The 16,703-nt window shown below is 66.1% G+C and carries 11 protein-coding genes; 5 read left to right on the top strand and 6 right to left on the bottom strand.

Annotated features, from left to right (window positions below; translation table 11 throughout):
- Window positions 1-7: 7 nt before the first annotated feature.
- Window positions 8-1,777 carry a DUF2341 domain-containing protein gene (locus NMQ16_RS07410; protein ID WP_257079900.1) on the bottom strand — a complete coding sequence of 590 codons (1,770 nt, stop codon included), beginning with the start codon at window positions 1,775-1,777 and terminating at the stop codon, window positions 8-10.
- A 483-nt stretch (window positions 1,778-2,260) separates the two neighbouring features.
- Here NMQ16_RS07410 and NMQ16_RS07405 point away from each other — a divergent pair, with 483 nt between their 5' ends.
- Both NMQ16_RS07405 and NMQ16_RS07400 read left to right on the top strand, forming a co-directional pair.
- Window positions 2,261-2,680, top strand: a complete 420-nt coding sequence (locus NMQ16_RS07405) for a helix-turn-helix domain-containing protein (RefSeq protein WP_257079899.1) — start codon at window positions 2,261-2,263, stop codon at window positions 2,678-2,680.
- Window positions 2,664-4,868 (top strand): VIT and VWA domain-containing protein, encoded by a 2,205-nt coding sequence (locus tag NMQ16_RS07400; RefSeq protein WP_257079898.1) that lies wholly within the window; start codon window positions 2,664-2,666, stop codon window positions 4,866-4,868. The genes NMQ16_RS07405 and NMQ16_RS07400 overlap by 17 nt, the downstream gene beginning before the upstream one ends.
- 61 nt (window positions 4,869-4,929) lie before the next feature.
- Here NMQ16_RS07400 and NMQ16_RS07395 read toward each other — a convergent pair whose 3' ends face one another.
- From NMQ16_RS07395 to NMQ16_RS07375, 5 genes are all read right to left on the bottom strand, one after another.
- Window positions 4,930-6,258 (bottom strand): DASS family sodium-coupled anion symporter, encoded by a 1,329-nt coding sequence (locus tag NMQ16_RS07395; RefSeq protein WP_257079897.1) that lies wholly within the window; start codon window positions 6,256-6,258, stop codon window positions 4,930-4,932.
- Window positions 6,259-6,357: 99 nt separating this feature from the next.
- Window positions 6,358-9,111, bottom strand: coding sequence for a bifunctional diguanylate cyclase/phosphodiesterase (locus tag NMQ16_RS07390; protein WP_257079896.1), 2,754 nt, complete (start codon window positions 9,109-9,111; stop codon window positions 6,358-6,360).
- A gap of 13 nt (window positions 9,112-9,124) precedes the next feature.
- Window positions 9,125-10,012 carry a transporter substrate-binding domain-containing protein gene (locus tag NMQ16_RS07385; protein ID WP_257079895.1) on the bottom strand — a complete coding sequence of 296 codons (888 nt, stop codon included), beginning with the start codon at window positions 10,010-10,012 and terminating at the stop codon, window positions 9,125-9,127.
- 147 nt (window positions 10,013-10,159) lie between these two features.
- Complete coding sequence (locus tag NMQ16_RS07380; protein ID WP_257079894.1) at window positions 10,160-13,048, bottom strand: adenosylcobalamin-dependent ribonucleoside-diphosphate reductase; 2,889 nt, start codon at window positions 13,046-13,048, stop codon at window positions 10,160-10,162.
- A gap of 415 nt (window positions 13,049-13,463) precedes the next feature.
- Complete coding sequence (locus NMQ16_RS07375; RefSeq protein WP_257079893.1) at window positions 13,464-14,834, bottom strand: HAMP domain-containing sensor histidine kinase; 1,371 nt, start codon at window positions 14,832-14,834, stop codon at window positions 13,464-13,466.
- Window positions 14,835-14,849: 15 nt separating this feature from the next.
- On the opposite strand from NMQ16_RS07375, the gene NMQ16_RS07370 reads away from it, so the two are divergent.
- The 3 genes from NMQ16_RS07370 to NMQ16_RS07360 all read left to right on the top strand — a co-directional run.
- Window positions 14,850-15,482, top strand: a complete 633-nt coding sequence (locus NMQ16_RS07370) for a response regulator transcription factor (protein ID WP_257079892.1) — start codon at window positions 14,850-14,852, stop codon at window positions 15,480-15,482.
- A gap of 305 nt (window positions 15,483-15,787) precedes the next feature.
- Window positions 15,788-16,348: a PEP-CTERM sorting domain-containing protein gene (locus NMQ16_RS07365; RefSeq protein WP_257079891.1), complete on the top strand. Its 561-nt coding sequence runs from the start codon at window positions 15,788-15,790 to the stop codon at window positions 16,346-16,348.
- A gap of 146 nt (window positions 16,349-16,494) precedes the next feature.
- Window positions 16,495-16,703 (top strand): hypothetical protein (locus NMQ16_RS07360; RefSeq protein WP_257079890.1); only part of this gene is annotated, 209 nt, incomplete at its 3' end.

Below are 16,703 nucleotides of genomic sequence, written 5' to 3'. Positions count from 1 at the left end.
ATGTGCGTCAGGCTGCGGCCAGCAGGTCCTGTGCATCGGCGGCTGCAATCGGGCCGGGCGGAACCGGCTGTGTCGAACGCAGCGCGATCCTGCCCACCAGACCGCTGGCGAATACCTCCATGCCGGCAGTCAGTTCCTTGATGCGCGTGGCGAGCTGGTTGTAGCCGAACATCACAGGGATCGCGACCAGCAGGCCGGCCACCGTCGTGGCGAGTGCCGCGGCCACGCCCGGCGCGATGGTGTTCACATTCACGTCGCCTGCCATGGCGATGGCGCCGAAGGTGATCATGATGCCGACCACCGTGCCGAGCAGGCCGAGGAAGGGCGCGCCGGACACCGCCAGCGTCAGCGTCACCATCCGGTCGTTCATGCGGTGCGCCTCGCCCACCATGCCGGCATCGATGCCGGAGCGGATGACTTCCAGCGCCTGCGGGCTCAGCGCACCGGAATGTCCGGCGGCCAGCAGCCCGTGCATTTCATTCGACGCCGACATGTAGAGGTGCAGCAGCGGCGAATCGCGCCACGTTTCGCCGGCTTCCGCGACCGCCTGCGGATCCATGCGGGCGAGCGGCGTGTCGGACTGACGGTAGGCATCCAGGAAGGCCTCGTTCTGGGTGCGCATGCGGTTGAGCAGCCTCGACTTCACGATCATCACCTCGCCGCTGATCAGGCCCATCAGGCAGATCAGCGCGATGATCACCCAGCCTTCGGCGCTGACCGCCGCCGCCAGCGTGCGCATCACTTCCACATAGTCGCTGCCGCCACCGCTTTCGTCACCACCGTAGTCGGCCAGCCGGCTCTGCGGATCCTGCGCGATGGCGGCGGCGCGTATCCACTCCGCTGCGCGCATCCGGTTGGAAATCTGCAGTTCGTCGATCTCTCCTGCGAAGCCGGTCGCCCCGCCGGCGTCGCCGATGATCACGTCGCCGCTGAATTCGGGAAGACGCAGCGTGCCCTGTGCGACCTCCACACCGTCGACGAAGAGGGCCGCCGAGTCGCCGAGCACGAAGGCGATGTGGTGCCAGGACGCGCCATCGATCGGCGCCTGCGCGGCGATGCGCCCGCTGCTGCCGGCGCGCGCTGCATCATCCACGGCAAGGTAGGGCTTGCCGTCCTCCAGACCGAGCACCAGTCGCCGGCCGTTCTCCTGTCTGACGAGCAGCGTTCCGCTGGCGGCGGCCTGTGCTGCCTTGACCCAGACTGCAACGGTCCAGCCGGTGCCGGCGGGCGTGCTCAGCGACGGGGCGCCGGCAATCTGCATCGACTGATCGGCCGCCAGCGCCATGCCGAAGCCCACCGCGCCATTGGCGCCGAACTGGCCGCTGCTCTTCAGCACCGAGTTGCCGTAGCCGGTCGAATCGCGCGGCAGGCCGTCACGTTCCGCAAAGTGCATGGCCAGCACAGTCAGCGGATCGAAGCTGGCCTTCGTGCTGCCGGCTGCGGGCGCATCGATGTTGCCGTAATACATCAGGATGGCGGAGTCCTTGCCCCCCACCGAGGGCACCTGCACCCAGGCGATGGCGACTTCGTCGACTCCGTCGAACTGCTCGAAATGAAAATTCAGGGGCGTCTTGTCGTCGGCGGCCATGAAGCGCAAATCGCTGCCGCCTTCTTGGGCATCCACAAAGGGGAAGTTGCCGGCATGCAGACGGATCGGCACCAGCACCTGCTGAACCTGTCCGCCGAGTGCGGGCGTTTCCGCACCGCTCAGTCCGATCTGCTTGCGATAAGGCCATTCGGCATTCCACCAGGCCGAAGCCGAGAGTGGACTGATCAAAAGACTCAGTCCCACTGCGCCGACGAGGAGGTGCCGCAGCATCCTCGCACACCGTGTCTGCAACGATTCGTTCATTTCTGCTCTCCCGGCCGTGGGCCGCCTGCCAGCATGTACATGTGTCCGAGCTTCAGTGGCCGGTGCGGCCGTGCCATTGATACACGTCAACTGCACCCAAGTTCGACCATACAGATATGAAAGACGCGCAATTTCAATGATCTGTTCGGATCATTCTTGAGCGACAAGAACTGTAATGAAGCGGGCTAACCGGCCCTGGGTCACCTCGCCCGATCACGACGACGCGGCAAGACCTCTGCCCGAAAGAGAGCTACCCGAGCGTCGCCCGGACGCCCCCGACGGCGGTTCTCGGCACGTTCCTGGCGGGTGTCCATGGCCGTAAATGGCGGGTCGTGGAGCTGTCTTTAAGAGACAGTTGACAAAGACAGTTAAGATGTTAAAAAGTACGTGTCCCTACCCGGTTACCCCATGAACACGACCTACACCCTCGATGAACTGTGCGCGCTGAGCGCGCTGCCCAAACGCACGGTGCGTTACTACGTGCAGCTCGGCCTGGTCGATCGGCCCGAGGGCGAAACGCGTGCGGCGCGCTACTTCCAGCGTCACCTCGAGCAGTTGCTCACGGTGCGCCGGCTGTCCGAGGGCGGCCTGTCGCTGGATCGCATCGCGGCGGTGCTCAAGGGCGACATCGACGCAGTGATCGAGCCCAGGCGGGCGCCGGGCACGGTCGAGGTACGTGCGCACATCACGGTGGCCGACGGTGTGGACATCCAGATCGAAACGTCGCGGCTGGGCATCGGCCCGGAGCAGTTGCGCCGTTTCGCCCGAGAAGTCATCGCGCTGTACGAACGGATCCAACAGGAGAAACCCGATGAACCTACCCCCTGAAGCCGGCCACCGGCCCAGCCTGCGCGGTGTACATGCGCGCGGTCGCATCGACGGGCTGATGCTCGACATGGCACTCGAGCAGACTTATGCCAACGCCGGCACCGAGCCGCTTGAGGTGATCTACACCTTTCCGGTGCCGCTCGCGGCGACGCTGCTCGGGTTGGATGTCGATATCGGGGGCCGCAAGCTCGCGGCACAGGTGCTGTCGCGCCGCCGGGCCGAGGGAGTCTATGAGGGGGCGGTGGCATCGGGCGACAGTGCGGTGATGGTGGAATCGGCGGGGGACGGGCGATACACCCTCAACCTCGGCAACCTGCTCCCCGGCGACACGTTCCGCGTCACGGTGCGCTACGGCCAGCTGCTGCGTTTCGAACAGGGCATCATCCGCGTCACGCTGCCGACCACGCTGGGCACCTGGTATGGCGACCCGATCCGCGACGGCGGCCTCGCGCCCCACCAGGTGCCGCTGACAGGCGGTCTGGACGACTATCCTTTCTCGATCGAATTGACCGTGAATGGCCCGCTGGCATCGGCGCAGGCCGAATGCACGACGCACGCGCTGTCGATCGAGCGCGGCGAGGCAAGGCTGCAGGCCGCGCTGCGCGCACGGGCCTGGCTCGACCGTGATTTCGTGTTCACGCTGTCCGGTCTGCCGGACTGGTCGTCTGCAGTGCGCGTACCCGACTACGCAACCGCCGAGGGCGAGGCGGCGGCCGAGGTGGTCATTGCCAGCCTGTGCCCGCGCTTCGGCGATGCCCGCCCGGCGGCGGTCAATCTGAAGCTGCTGGCCGACTGCTCCGGGTCGATGGCCGGCGCCAGCATCGAGTCGTCACGGGCCGCACTTGCGGCGATCCTGTCCGAGCTTGAGCCGCCCGATCGCTTCAGCCTGAGCTGTTTCGGCACTCACACGCTTCACCTGTTCGATGCCCTTCAGCCTGCGTTTGGCGCTTCGCTCACGCGTGCGCGCGACCACGTACGTTCGCTGTTGTCCGACATGGGCGGCACCGAGATGGAGCAGGCATTGCAGCAGACGCTGACGTTGCCGGGCGCCGAGGGTGGCGCCTGCGTGCTGCTGATCACTGATGGCCAGGTGTGGGCGGTCGACGCGGTAGTAGAAGCAGCCAGGCGCAGCGGACAACGCATCTTCGTCATCGGCGTCGGCCATTCGCCTTCCGAGGCGCTGCTGCGCCGGCTGGCCGACGAGACCGGCGGTGCCTGCGACATCGTGCCCCCGGGCGAGGACCTTCACGAAGCCATCCTGCGCATGTTCCAGCGCATCCGCCATCAGACGCACGCCCGGCTGTCGGTCGAGTGGGGCGCCGAGCCCTTGTGGCAGGTGCCGCTGCCGCCGGCGATCTACCCGGGCGATACGGTGCACCTGATGGCAGCCTTCCCGCACGGCTGCCCGGTGCGGCCGGTGCTGCAATTGCAGTCCGGCGACCTTGCCATCTCCTGCGCTGCGCCGCCGTTGCAGTCACTCGACAATTCCGGACTGAGCCGACTCGCCGCAGCACGCCGGCTCGCCACCTTGCCGGAACGCGCGCGCAGCGACTGGGCGGTGCGTTACCAGCTGGTCAGCGTGGACTCGAACCTGGTGCTGACCGCCCAACGTGAGGTCAAGTCGATCACCATGCCGACGCTCGAGCGCGTCCGGCATACCCAGGCGGCGGTGCGCCAAGCTGAATTTGCACCTTTTCCTCACGAATCCTTCAAACAAGAGATGCCTGCAGCAGAGAGCGTGTACGCGATGTGGAGAGCTGGGCTCCGCCACTCGCCGGACGACGCGCCCCGGATGTGCGAAACAGGACCCGGTCGCATCGCCCAGGATCTGTCGCATCGCGAAACCGCCAACCGGTTGCGTCACCTCACGGATCGGGAAGTCGCCATTGTGCGTGCGCTGCTGAACCAGCACATCGTCGACATCCGCGACCTTGACCGCCTGCCCTTGCTGCTTCTTCGCTCGGCGCAGTCGGAAGCGCTGCAGAATCTGTCAGCCATCCAGCGCACCGACCCTGCATTCTGGCAGATCGTGCTGCTCATCCTTCGCGTGCTGTGTGGCGACAAGACGCTCACCCGACATGTGCGCCGGGTACTCGACCAACTCGACAAGGGGCTGAACGGCATGCATCGGGCAGATCTGCAACGATGGCTCGATTACTGCCGCCCGGCCGAGTCGTCTGCGCCTTAGAGAAGTCCGGGGATGGCCGGTGTGGCTCAACAGGTAGCACAGCGCACGCGGGCCGCTGCCGTCACAGCACCCGCGCGTAAAGCGTGATGACACCGATGCACACCGCGTTCAGCAGCAGCCCGCAGCGCATCATCGATGCTGCTGACACGTGGCCGGTACCGAATACCAGCGCGTTCGGAGGGGTGGCGACCGGAAGCATGAAGGCACAGGAGGCCGAAATCGCAATGGCCGCCGACAGCGCGCGCGGATCGAGGCCGAAGTCGGGAGCCAGCACGGCGAAGACCGGAACAAGCAGCGCGGCACTGGCGGTGTTGCTGACCAACTCGGTCAGCATGACCACGAAGGCGATGATGCCCAGCAGCACCAGCCAGTCGGGCGTGCCGCGCAGCAGGTCGGTCAGCGCGTCGGCCAGAAAGCGGCTCGCGCCACTCGAACCCATCAGGGCGCTCAGCGCCAGGCCGCCGCCGAACAGCAGCAGCACGCCCCACTGCGTATGCGATTCGATGTCCGGCCAGTCGATGGCGCGGCTTGCCACCAGCAGTGCGATGGCGGCCAGCGCGACCACGGCGTCGATGTCCTGTTCGACGCCCAGCGCGCGCGCCAGCGGCGCACCGAACACCCAGCCGGCTACGGCGAATGCAAAAACCGAAGCCGTGGCGATGCGACCGGGCGTCCATCCGTCGTCCGCTTCGGCTGCCGGAAGTTCGATGCGTCCGCCGAGCGCCGGACGCAGCACCAGCCACAGCGTTGCCGCCATCAGCGGCATCAGCACGACGACCAGCGGCAGACCGAAGCGCATCCATTCCGCAAAGCCGATGCCGGCCTGGGCGGCAGCGATGGCGTTGGGCGGACTGCCGACCAGCGTGCCGATGCCGCCGATGCTGGCGCTGTAGGCCACGCCCAGCAGCACGAAGGTGCGTTCGCGCGGATCGGCATCGGGGCCCAGCAGACCGAGTGCCAGCGGCAGCATCATGGCTGCGGTGGCGGTATTGCTGATCCACATCGACAGCAGTGCGGTCAGTGCAAACAGCAGGGCCAGCGATATCACCCTGCGCCCGCCGGACAGTGCGAGCACCCGGCGGGCGAGCCAGCGGTCCAGCCCATGCCGCGCGAGCGCCGCCGCCAGCGCAAAGCCGCCGAGGAACAGGAAGATGATGGGGTGTGCGAACGATGCCAGCGCCTTCGATGGCGTCACACCGGCAAACAGCACCGCCAGCAGCGGCACCAGCAGCGCGGTCAGGGTCAGCGGCAGGGCCTGCGTCATCCACAGTGACCCGGCCAGCGCAAAGATCGCCAGTGCGGCGCGCAATCCGGGGTCGTCGGGTGCGAACAGCGCCACGGCGATGGCCAGCCCCACGCAGGCGCTCATACGCAACAGGGAAACGGTCATTTCAAGATCGAGGGAAGTGCGGACCGGACGCAAGGATACCGGTGCGCGCATCCGTGTAAGCCCTTGGACGCCCCGCAGCGTGCAGTGAACGAGCCTTTGCTACATCGCCGTGATGCGGCCGCGTGCGTCCAGGTGCGATCGGGCGACCAGCGCATCTACCGGCTCCGGCCGGCCGAAAAGGTAGCCCTGGAAGCCAGCGCAACCATGCTGCATCAGCAGCGCATGCTGGGCATCGGTTTCCACGCCTTCGGCGATCACGGACAAGCCCAGTGAGTGGCTCATGGCCAGGATGGCGCGCACGATGGCCAGATCGTTCTGGTCGAGCGTGATGTCGCGGATGAAGGTGCGGTCTATCTTCACCTCGTCGACGGGCAGGCGCTTGAGATAGGACAGCGACGAGTAACCGGTGCCGAAATCATCGATCGAAAAGCGGATGCCGACCGCCTTCAGTCGCAACATGCGTTCGATCACTTCCTCGACGCGGTCGAGCACCACGCTCTCGGTCAGTTCCAGCGTGAGGCGGCTGGCGTCGACGCCGTGGCGGTGAACGGCGTCCAGCACGCAATCAACGAAGTTCGGCTGGTGGAACTGGCGGGCACTCACGTTCACCGACAGGCAGAGCGCGGCCATGGTGGCATCGCTCTGCCAGTTCTTCAGCCAGATGCAGGCCTGCTCGATCACCCATTCGCCGATCTCGACGATGAGGCCGGTCTCCTCGGCCAGCGGAATGAACTGCAGCGGTGGTATTGGCGGTGAGTCGGACGGCAGCCAGCGCAGCAGCGCCTCGGCGCCCGTCACGCATTGGTTTGCATCCACCTGCGGCTGGCAATAGAGCTTCAATTCGTGCTGTGCGATGCCGCGTCGCAGTGCCGCTTCCATCGCGGCGCGGGCGTCGATGGCTGCCTGCATGTCCGGATTGAAGAAGCGCGACGTATTGCGACCGGCGTTCTTGGCCTGGTAGAGCGCAACGTCCGCCTGCTTCAACAGCAGTTCCGCGGCCGTCTCGTGGGCCTGGAAAAGTGTCACGCCGATGCTGGTGGTGCTGTGGTGAGGCGGCCGGTCTGCCTGCAGGATGAAAGGCTGCGCCAGTGCGCTGCGCACCTTGTCGGCGACCGCTTCAGCCTGTCTCGTCGCGGTGGCGGCATCCAGCCCCAGGCCTTCGATGACCATCACGTATTCATCGCCGCCCAGGCGGGCCACGGTATCCTCCTGACGCAGGGCTGACGTGAGCCGCGTGGCCACCTCGATCAGCAATCGATCACCGAAATCATGCCCCTGGGTGTCATTGAGGTTCTTGAAGTGATCCAGATCGAGGATGAAAAGTGCGCCGAATTGCTGGCTTCTGCCACTCGCCGCCATGGCCCTCTGCAGGCGGTCCATCAGCAGTCGTCGATTGGGCAGGGCGGTGAGAGGGTCGTAGTACGCAAGCTGCAGGATTTGCTCCTCAGCCTGCTTCTGCTCGGTGATGTCGACGCAGAAGCCCATCATCCGGTCGCCCGGCAGCGCGATGGCGTGCAGCTCGGCGACCAGCACCTGCCCATCCTTGCGGCGCAAGGTGATTTCCGCCGTCTGGCTGCCGCCTTCGAGGATGTTCCGGTGCAGTTCGGCATGTTCGGCGGGAAGTCCGGACGGCGACAGTGCCGCCGCAGACAGGGTCAGCAATTCGTCGCGTGAGTAGCCAACCATCGCACACGCGGACGGATTCGCGTCGATGAAGCGACCTTCCGCATCGGTCACGAAAACACCTTCCGGTGCATGTTCTATATAGGTGCGATAGCGTTCCTCGCTCTCGCGCAGCTCCCGCTCCAGCGCCTCCCGGCGCGTGACTTCGCGAACCAGCGCGTCGTTCTTGTCCTTCAACTCGGAGCGGTCGCGGTTGGACTCGAGCACATCTGCTTCCAGTTGTCGCGCACGCTGGCGTGTGCTGTGCGTTGCCAGCAGCACGAGCAGCAGCAGCAGGGGGCCGGCTACCGCGACATAGGGAAAGATCCGGGCGGCGGGCGGTCCGTGCAGTCGGGATTCCGGTACCAGCGTCACCAGCGACAGGCCGGTGTCGCCGACGGCTGTGCGCAGGACCAGATCGCCCGCCTGCACCGGCAGGGAAAAACCCGCCGGCAAGCGGCCAGCCGGTGTTGGATGGCCTTCCGGCAGCTTGACCAACGCAGGGAGCGGAGCCGCTTCAAGCGCCATGGCCAGGCTGGCCGTCAGCGGCCGCCCGCCCTCATCGATCAGCAGCTGCCGCGGCCCCTGGTCGTCGATCGGCGAGGACAGATAGCGCGACAGCAGCGCCAGATCGGTCACCGTCGTGACCGTACCGCCAGGCGTGCCACGGTAGCCCACCGTCGCCGACGCGAGGATGCGGTGGTGAGCGACATCGATTTCGAGTAGCGGATCCGGGCCGGCTATCTTGATCGGCGGCAGCTCAAGCGCGCCGGGTGAGGTGTCGGCCAGTACCTCGCCGGATTCATCGACATAACGGATCCGCGAATAGACCGGGCTGCCCAGCGCCTGCCGGCGCTCGATGGCACGCCGCAGGCTGCTCTCGACTTCGTACAGGTTGGCGCCCAGGCCATACCGCATCGACATGCCCAAAGCTCGATTGGTCAGGAAGACATCGATTTCGTGGCTGTCGGCAAGGTTGCGCACGAAATGCCGCTGCTCCGCCATGAAGTCGGCCAGCAGGCTGGCCGTCTGGCGCGCGTCGGCAAGCAGCCGTGCTTCTTCCGATGACTTCAGTTTCTGCTGCGAGTCATGCGAGTGCACCAGCAGAGCGCCGACCGACACCGAAAAGAGGGCGGTCGCCAGTTGCGCCATGCGTTGCCAGGTCAGCCAGGCACTCACGACGGGCGGCATGATCGCGGGCAGCTCAATGGGATTGAGCGAAGAATTCCGGGAAATGGCGCTGCACACCCGGGTAATACTTGATGACCAGCCGGTCATAGCTTCCGTCCGCGCGGACCCTGCGCAGATAGTCATCGAAAGCCTTTCGCAGTTCCGGGGCATCCTTCGGAAAGGCAGCGGCCAGATCCTGCACGTCCGAGATCGGGCCGAGCACCTTGAACTGGCCCGGCCACTTCTTCATGTCCAGCAGCAGATCCGGGACGTCGAGCAGTGACAGATCGGCGTCACGATTCAGCAGTGCCGGCACCATCTCGTTGATGTTCGTGCTCTGCGTCCAGGCGCGCAGCTCGATGTTGCGGCCCTTGAGGTCGTAGTTGGCCGGATCGAGACAGGTCCTTTCCATCACCAGCAGACTGTGACCCACCGCCAGTGCCCGCGTCTCTTCGATGTCGCGGCGCAGGTCCTCGCTGCCACGGATCGGCCGGATGCGCGAATCCGCCCGCGCGATCAGCACGACCTGCGAGGGGAAGGTGGGGGCCGAAAACAGCAGTACCTGTTCGCGCCAGGGCAGCACCGTCAGCCCCGTGGCAATCATGTCGCCGCGTACCGGGTGCTTGCCGGTCAGTCGTACCGCCTTGCCATCGCGCACCACGTCCTGGCCGAGCAGGTCGCGGATCACCGAATAGAAATCGCTGTAGACCAGCCGGTAACGGACCCCGATGTGGCGCGCGAAGCCCTGTACCAGTTCGACGTCGAAACCGTCGCCCGCACCGGTCACGAAGTTGGCGTAGCGGACGCCGAGGTGGCGCAACTCGCCCCGCGCACGAATATCCGCAAGATCTGCCGCGCTGCTGACTGAAACCATAACGGCGAGAAACAACCCGGCGCACAGGCGCCCCACCCGGTGTCTCATGACATCACCTCTTGACCTGCATCGAAGAATGCGAACACATTCATCGTGATCCGCTTCCGTCAGTTTCGACTGATGCAGGACAATCTTTAGCGAGGTTTGATGCGGTCGGCGCGGCGCGGCGCGCGCGTGCCGACCGGGCGGGCTGCGTCAGCCGCAGCTCCCCACCGCACCGCAGGCGGTGCAGAAATCGCAGCCGTCCTTGCGGATGACCGACTGATTGCCGCATTCGCCGCACAGCGCGCCCTGCATCAGTTTCGGTTCGTCGTCGCCGCGCGGCGATTCGAGGATGCCCATTTCGCGCATCGGGAAGCCGGCTTCGTCGAGGATGCCCAGCATGGCGTAGCGGTGGATGATGAGCCGCGCGACGTAGGCGACCGTCGACGGCCAGTTCTGCTGGCGGCGGGTACCGGGCACGAAGGCCATGAAGTCGCCCAGCGGTTCCGGATAGCTGATGAGCTTGCGCAGCTTCATGCCGATCCAGGCCGGGTCCATCACACGCATGTCGAGCGCGAGGATGCGCGTGAGCCCGTCGAGCGCGCGCGGGTAATTGCCCGACAGCCACACCGAGTAAGGACGCGTTTCGCCGCCCGGCAGCGTGATTTCCTTCAGGCCCAGCACGAAATCCTCGCCGGTGGCCGGGTTGCTGATGTCCACCGTCCAGCTCAGCGTGCCGTCGGTGCCGGTCTTCGGCTCCTGCAGCGCGAACAGCGTGTCGAGCACCGGTGTTGGCGCTTCGCGTTCGAGGGCACCGAGCTTGTCGCAGCGGTAGCGGATCACGTTGGCGAACGCGGCCACCACGCCGGGCATGCGGCGGTGCTCGCCGCTGGGCGGCAGCGGCATGTCGAAACCCTGATCGCTGGCGGTGCGCGCCAGCACGTCGAGCTTGAGCTTGAGCCAGCCCGGGTCGTTGGCACGCATGTCCATCGACAGCGTCTTGGCGACCGCACCCAGACCGCGCGGCTGGTCGGCGCCATTGACCCACACCTCGAACGGCAGGGTCTGCATGCGACCGTCCGGGCCTTCGTTCTCGATATGGCCGACGAACAGCGCGAATTCGCCGCCCGGCGTCTTCAGCATGTAGGTCCAGCTCGGGTTGCCATCCGGCATGTCGGGCCGGCCGGGCCAGCGCAGGCTGGACAGCACCGGCGCCGGCAGCGCGCCGATCGACAGGCGCTGGTTGGTGCCGGTGATGATTTCGACGTCATGCGGCTGCTTCTTTTCTTCCGTCTTCGGCGCGTCGACCGACAGCACGCTGCCCAGCACGCTGTTCGGCCGGTAGGTCGCGAGACCCTTCAGGCCGGCCTTCCAGGCGGCAAGGTACAGATCCTCGAAGTCAGCGTACGGATAGTCGGCCGGCACGTTCACCGTCTTGGAAATCGACGTATCTACATAAGGGGCGACCGCTGCGACCATGTCCTTGTGCGCGGCGGCGGAAATTTCCAGCGCGGTCACGAACCAGGGCGGCAGTTTCGTCACGTCGCCGCCGAGGTGCCGGTACATGCGCCAGGCGTAGTCCTCGACCGCGTATTCCTTGAAGGTTCCGTCGGCCATGCGCTTCTTGCGCGTGTAGGTCCAGGAGAACGGCGGCTCGATGCCGTTGCTCGCGTTGTCGGCGAAGGCCAGCGAAATGGTGCCTGTGGGCGCGATCGACAGCAGGTGCGAATTGCGCAGGCCGTGCTTGCGGATCTGCTCCTTCACGTCGGCCGGCAGGCGCGACGCAAAGTTGCCGCCGGACAGGTACATGTCGGCGTTGAACAGCGGAAAGCTGCCGCGCTCCTTCGCCAGTTCGACCGACGCGAGATAGGACGCGTCACGCATGACTTCGGAAATGCGCGAGGCCATCAGTCGCGCTTCCTGCGTGTCGTAGCGCTGGCGCAGCATGATGAGCGCGTCGCCCAGACCGGTGAAGCCGAGGCCGACACGGCGCTTGGCCATGGCTTCGTCGTGCTGCTGCGGCAGCGGCCAGTGCGTCACTTCGAGCACGTTGTCCAGCATGCGGATGGCCACCGCGCACACTTCGGCGAAGCCGTCGAAATCGAATTCGGCCGTTTCGCTGAACGGCTTCTTCACGAAACGGGTCAGGTTGATCGACCCCAGATCGCAGCAGCCATAGGGCGGCAGCGGCTGTTCGGCGCATGGGTTGGTCGCCTCGATGCTTTCGCAGTAGTAAAGGTTGTTGTCGCGGTTGATGCGGTCGAGGAACAGGATGCCCGGCTCCGCATGGTCGTAGGTCGAGCGCATGATCTGGTCCCACAGTTCGCGCGCCCGCGGCTTGGCATAGACCCACAGGCCGTCTTCGCGCTGATATGCGCCGTCCGCCTTGATGTCGCTGGCCGGTTCGGCCTTGTGCACCAGTTCGACCGTGCCGTCGGCTTCGACCGCCTTCATGAAGGTGTCGGTGACGCCGACCGATACGTTGAAGTTGGTCAGGTCGCCGCTGTCCTTGGCGTGGATGAACTGCTCGATGTCCGGGTGATCGCAACGCAGCACGCCCATCTGTGCGCCGCGACGGCTGCCGGCCGATTCGACCGTTTCGCACGAGCGGTCGAACACCCGCATGTAGCTCACCGGGCCGGACGCGCGCGACTGCGTGCCTCGCACGCGGGCGCCGACCGGGCGGATGCTGGAAAAGTCGTAACCGACGCCGCCGCCGCGACGCATGGTTTCCGCGGCCTGCGCAAGCGCCGTGTAGATGCCCGGGCGCTGGTCTTCGATTTCGGTGATCGAGTCGCCGACCGGCTGCACGAAGCAGTTGATCAAGGTCGCGGTGAGCTGGGTGCCGGCGGCCGAACTGATGCGTCCGGCGGGCACGAAGCCCCGCTCCTGCGCGTCGAGGAATTTCGCCTCCCAGTGCGCGCGGCGGTCTTCCGCCTCGGCCTGCGCAAGCGCCCTCGCCACACGACGGCGCACTTCGGCTACCGTCGTTTCGCCGCCCTTGGCGTACTTCTCTATCAGCACTTCGCTGGAAATTTCCTGCTCGGGCAGGCAGGCGATTTTTTCTTCTTCGGTCAGCGGGACCAGATCGATCTGTTGCATGGGGTGTCTCCTGACGTCGTTTCACCGAACTTTACGCTTCGGTGACACGCCGCAACAGCCTTGACAGTCAGCCTGCCGGGCGGTCGTCCGCCTGCCGTCTGGTCTTGCGGTCGATGGCGACGGCGCGCTGCGCGATTGCACTGCAACATGACCCGGAAAGCCGGTCTGGCCAAGGAAAGGGCCCTTTCTTGATCGGCCCCTGTGGGAGCGGCGGCGCTTTAGAGAGGCGGCGCTGTGGGAGCGGCGGCCTCGCCGCGATCAGTGCAGCGATGGTCGCTGTGCAACGTGCGTATCGCGGCGAGGGCGGCGCGGGGGTTTCGGCGAGCACTGCTCGCCGCCCGCAGAGCCGGCTGGCCATGCAGGGCCAGCAGTGGATCGCCGCTCCCACAGGGACACTCCCCACCGGCTCTGCGAGCTACGCCTTCGGCACCCTCAGCGCGAACACGCTGCCGTGGCCGACGCGCGAGCGCACGGTCAGTGGGTGCCCCAGCAGTTCGGCCTGCTTGCGCGCCAGTGCCAGTCCCAGACCCTGACCTTCATCGTGCCTCGTCTGGCGGTCGTCAAAGCGGCGATAGGGTATGAAGATCTGCGGGATGAGGTCTTCGGCAATGCCCGGGCCGGTGTCCCACACCTGCAGTTCCACATCCTTGCCGCGCGCGCGGGCGGCGACCAGTACGCGCCCGCGGTCGGTGTAGCGCACCGCGTTTGACACCAGATTGTCAAGAATGGAACGCAGCATCATCGGGTCGCTGTCCACAATGGCCCGACTCGGCCTGATCACCAGTTCGATGCCCTTGTCGCGCGCCAGCGGGCCGAACTGGGCGGCGCATGACGCGAACACCTCGGCCAGCGGCAATGCCCGACGCAGCACACGCGCCTCGCCGGCTTCCAGTCGCGACAGCTCGATCAGACGCGACAACTGGTTGCTCATCGCGCGCACCGCCTCGTCGACGCCGGCGCAGGCTTCATTCACCGTCGCGTGGCTCACTTCGTCGGCGCGCAGCGAGCGCAGATATCGCATGTGCAGGCCGACGGCATGCACCGGCTGGCGCAGGTCGTGCGTCACGCCGGCGAGAAACAGATTCTTGGCGCGCATTGCCGCCTGCACAGCGTCGCGCTCGCGTCGCAGGGTGTCGGCCAGGCGGGCGTTCTGACGCGTCAGCAGCAGGGCATCGCGCATCGTGGCGTGCGCATTGCGGCCGAATGAAATGAGTACCGCGAGGTAGAACACGATGGTCACGCCACCGGCGATGCTGATGGCGCCGCCGATCAGCCACGACTTCACGACGAACGGCACCAGCGCGCACACCAGATACAGATTGAGCGCAGGCGGCAGCGCCGTGGTGGCGGTGACGGCGCCGCCGGCCATGCCCACCAGCATGGCAACGCTGAAGAAGTCCATGAACGGGTCGCGCCCTTCGTAACCCAGCCAGGGCAGCACACCCCACGCCAGACCGGTCAGCGCGGCGATCGCCGTGTAGACGCGCTCGGTGTGGTCGAGCTGATGACCCGCCAATCCGGGCAGTTGCGGTTGCATCCAGCGCACGTAGAGGGCGCGCAGCGCGACCAGCAGGCAGACGATGGCCAGCCATACCCAGACCGCCGAGTGTCCCTCGGCGCTGACCAGCACCGCCGCAGCGGTGCTGGCCACGGCAACGTTGCCGGCAACGATGGTGGGCGTATGGCCGAACAGCACGCCCAGCAGATCGCGCCGGACCGCCTCGCGCTCGTCCGCGCTGTCATCCGAGCAGTCGTGTGCGTCGAGCGGTATCGACGTCATCGCCATGGTATTTTCCGGCGCATGGAAGCCCGCGAGATTAGCATCGTCGTTGCCGAAGACCACGCCCTGGTGCGCCAGGGCCTGCGTCTGATGCTGTCGCGTGCGCCGCGCGTGCGCTGGCTGGGCGAAACGGGCGATGGCGAAGGCGCGCTGCGGCTCGCCCGTGAGCTCAAGCCGGACGTCTTGCTGCTCGATCTCGGCCTGCCGCGGCTCGACGGGCTCGAAGTGATGCAGGCCATCGCCGCGACCCATCTGCCTACCCGCGTGCTGGTCGTGACGGCGCGTCAGGATGCCGCCACCGTGCAGGCCGCGCTGTCCTTCGGTGCCCATGGCTACATGCTGAAGACCGACGATGCCGACGCGCTGGAGGCGGCCATCCATACCGTGGGCGACGGCGGCTACCATGTCAGCCCGGAACTGGCGACCTTGTTCGGCCATGGAACGGCGGCCGAACACGAAGGCCTGACCGGCCGGGAAATGGATATTGCCAGCCGGGTCGGACGTGGCCTGTCGAGCAAGCAGATCGGCGCCGAACTGGGCATTTCCGAACATACGGTGCGCAAGCACCGCGAAAACATCGCCCGCAAGCTCGGTCTGCGCAATGCGGCCGAACTCGTCGCCTGGTCGATCCGTCAGCGCCTGCCCCCCGCTTGATCGAGCCGTGATCCAGTTCCTGCCCGCCCGCATTTCCGGCGGCCCGCTACGCGCTTGTTCGTATTTACCGACCACTGGGCCGCGCGCCTAATTCCCTCCTGAAATTTCCGGCTGTGCCTGTGCCGAATTCCGCCCCGTGAGCTGCGTCCGGGTGCCCGATTCGAAGCGGTGATGGTCCGGACGTCGCGTACGGGCAGTCGCCCGCCGCGATCCACAACAAGGAGGTTCAGATGAGCATTCCCGCTGGCGGCGCGCTGCGATGTGCCGTTCTTTTCCTGGGTCTGTGGGCCGGTGCTGCGTGCGCCGTGCCGATCAGCTTCGTGACGACCGGTTCGTCCGAGCAGACCTATTTCGAGGGACATCCGCTGGCCACCGCGCGTTCGCGCCTTGACGGGCTGAGCGGCGCACTCGATCTCACGCGCGACACTCCGGTGCTGGCCAACTACTTCAAGCTGTTCGCGGGCACCGGGCCGGCGGACGAATCCGGCATGAGCGGCATCCAGTACCGGACCCACGCGCTGAGCATGACCGTCATGGGCGTCAACCGATCGTTCGAGGTCGATATCGGCATGCAGGAAATCGCCAATGGCCAGTACCAGCTTTATGCCTTCGATCTGCCGACCCTGACCTTCGACCTGGGGGCAACCGGCGTGCTCACTGTGACACCGGACCCGCTGCGCACCCAGTCGGTGCAGTTTCTGGCCAACACACCCCTGTACCACTTCCGCGATGTGCGCGCGACCTTCGAGCTGGCCGATCCGCTCGTGACGACCGTGCCCGAACCAGGCTCACTGCAATTGACGGGGCTCGCGGTCGCGGCGCTTCAGGCGATGCGGCGACGCAGAGGGCCACCTTGCAGAAATTGACATATACGGCGTCGGGATGCGGTGTCGTCGAAAACCCGACGTGATGTATTGAGCACCACCACTGTCACATCAGCTTACAATCATGTAGGAATTATTCCTACGAGCGACCGCAAAGCATGGTCGCGGCAGTAACCGGGAGCCACACCATGAAAAGTACGCAACGTCGTCGCAACCTGCCAAGGTTGCGCACTCTGGTGGCCAATCTGCATCGCCCGCACGGACTTGCGATCGGCATGGCGAGCCTGCCGCTGCTGATGTCACCGGCGGCGTGGGCGCAGGCGATCCAGGCCGATGGCCGGACGCTGACGACGGTGAGCACGGCCGGAGCGGTGACGGACATCCGGACCGGCACGAT

This window comes from Methyloversatilis sp. XJ19-49 (assembly GCF_024580145.1).
GTDB lineage: Bacteria > Pseudomonadota > Gammaproteobacteria > Burkholderiales > Rhodocyclaceae > Methyloversatilis.
This window is presented reverse-complemented; position numbering and strand designations above follow the sequence as displayed.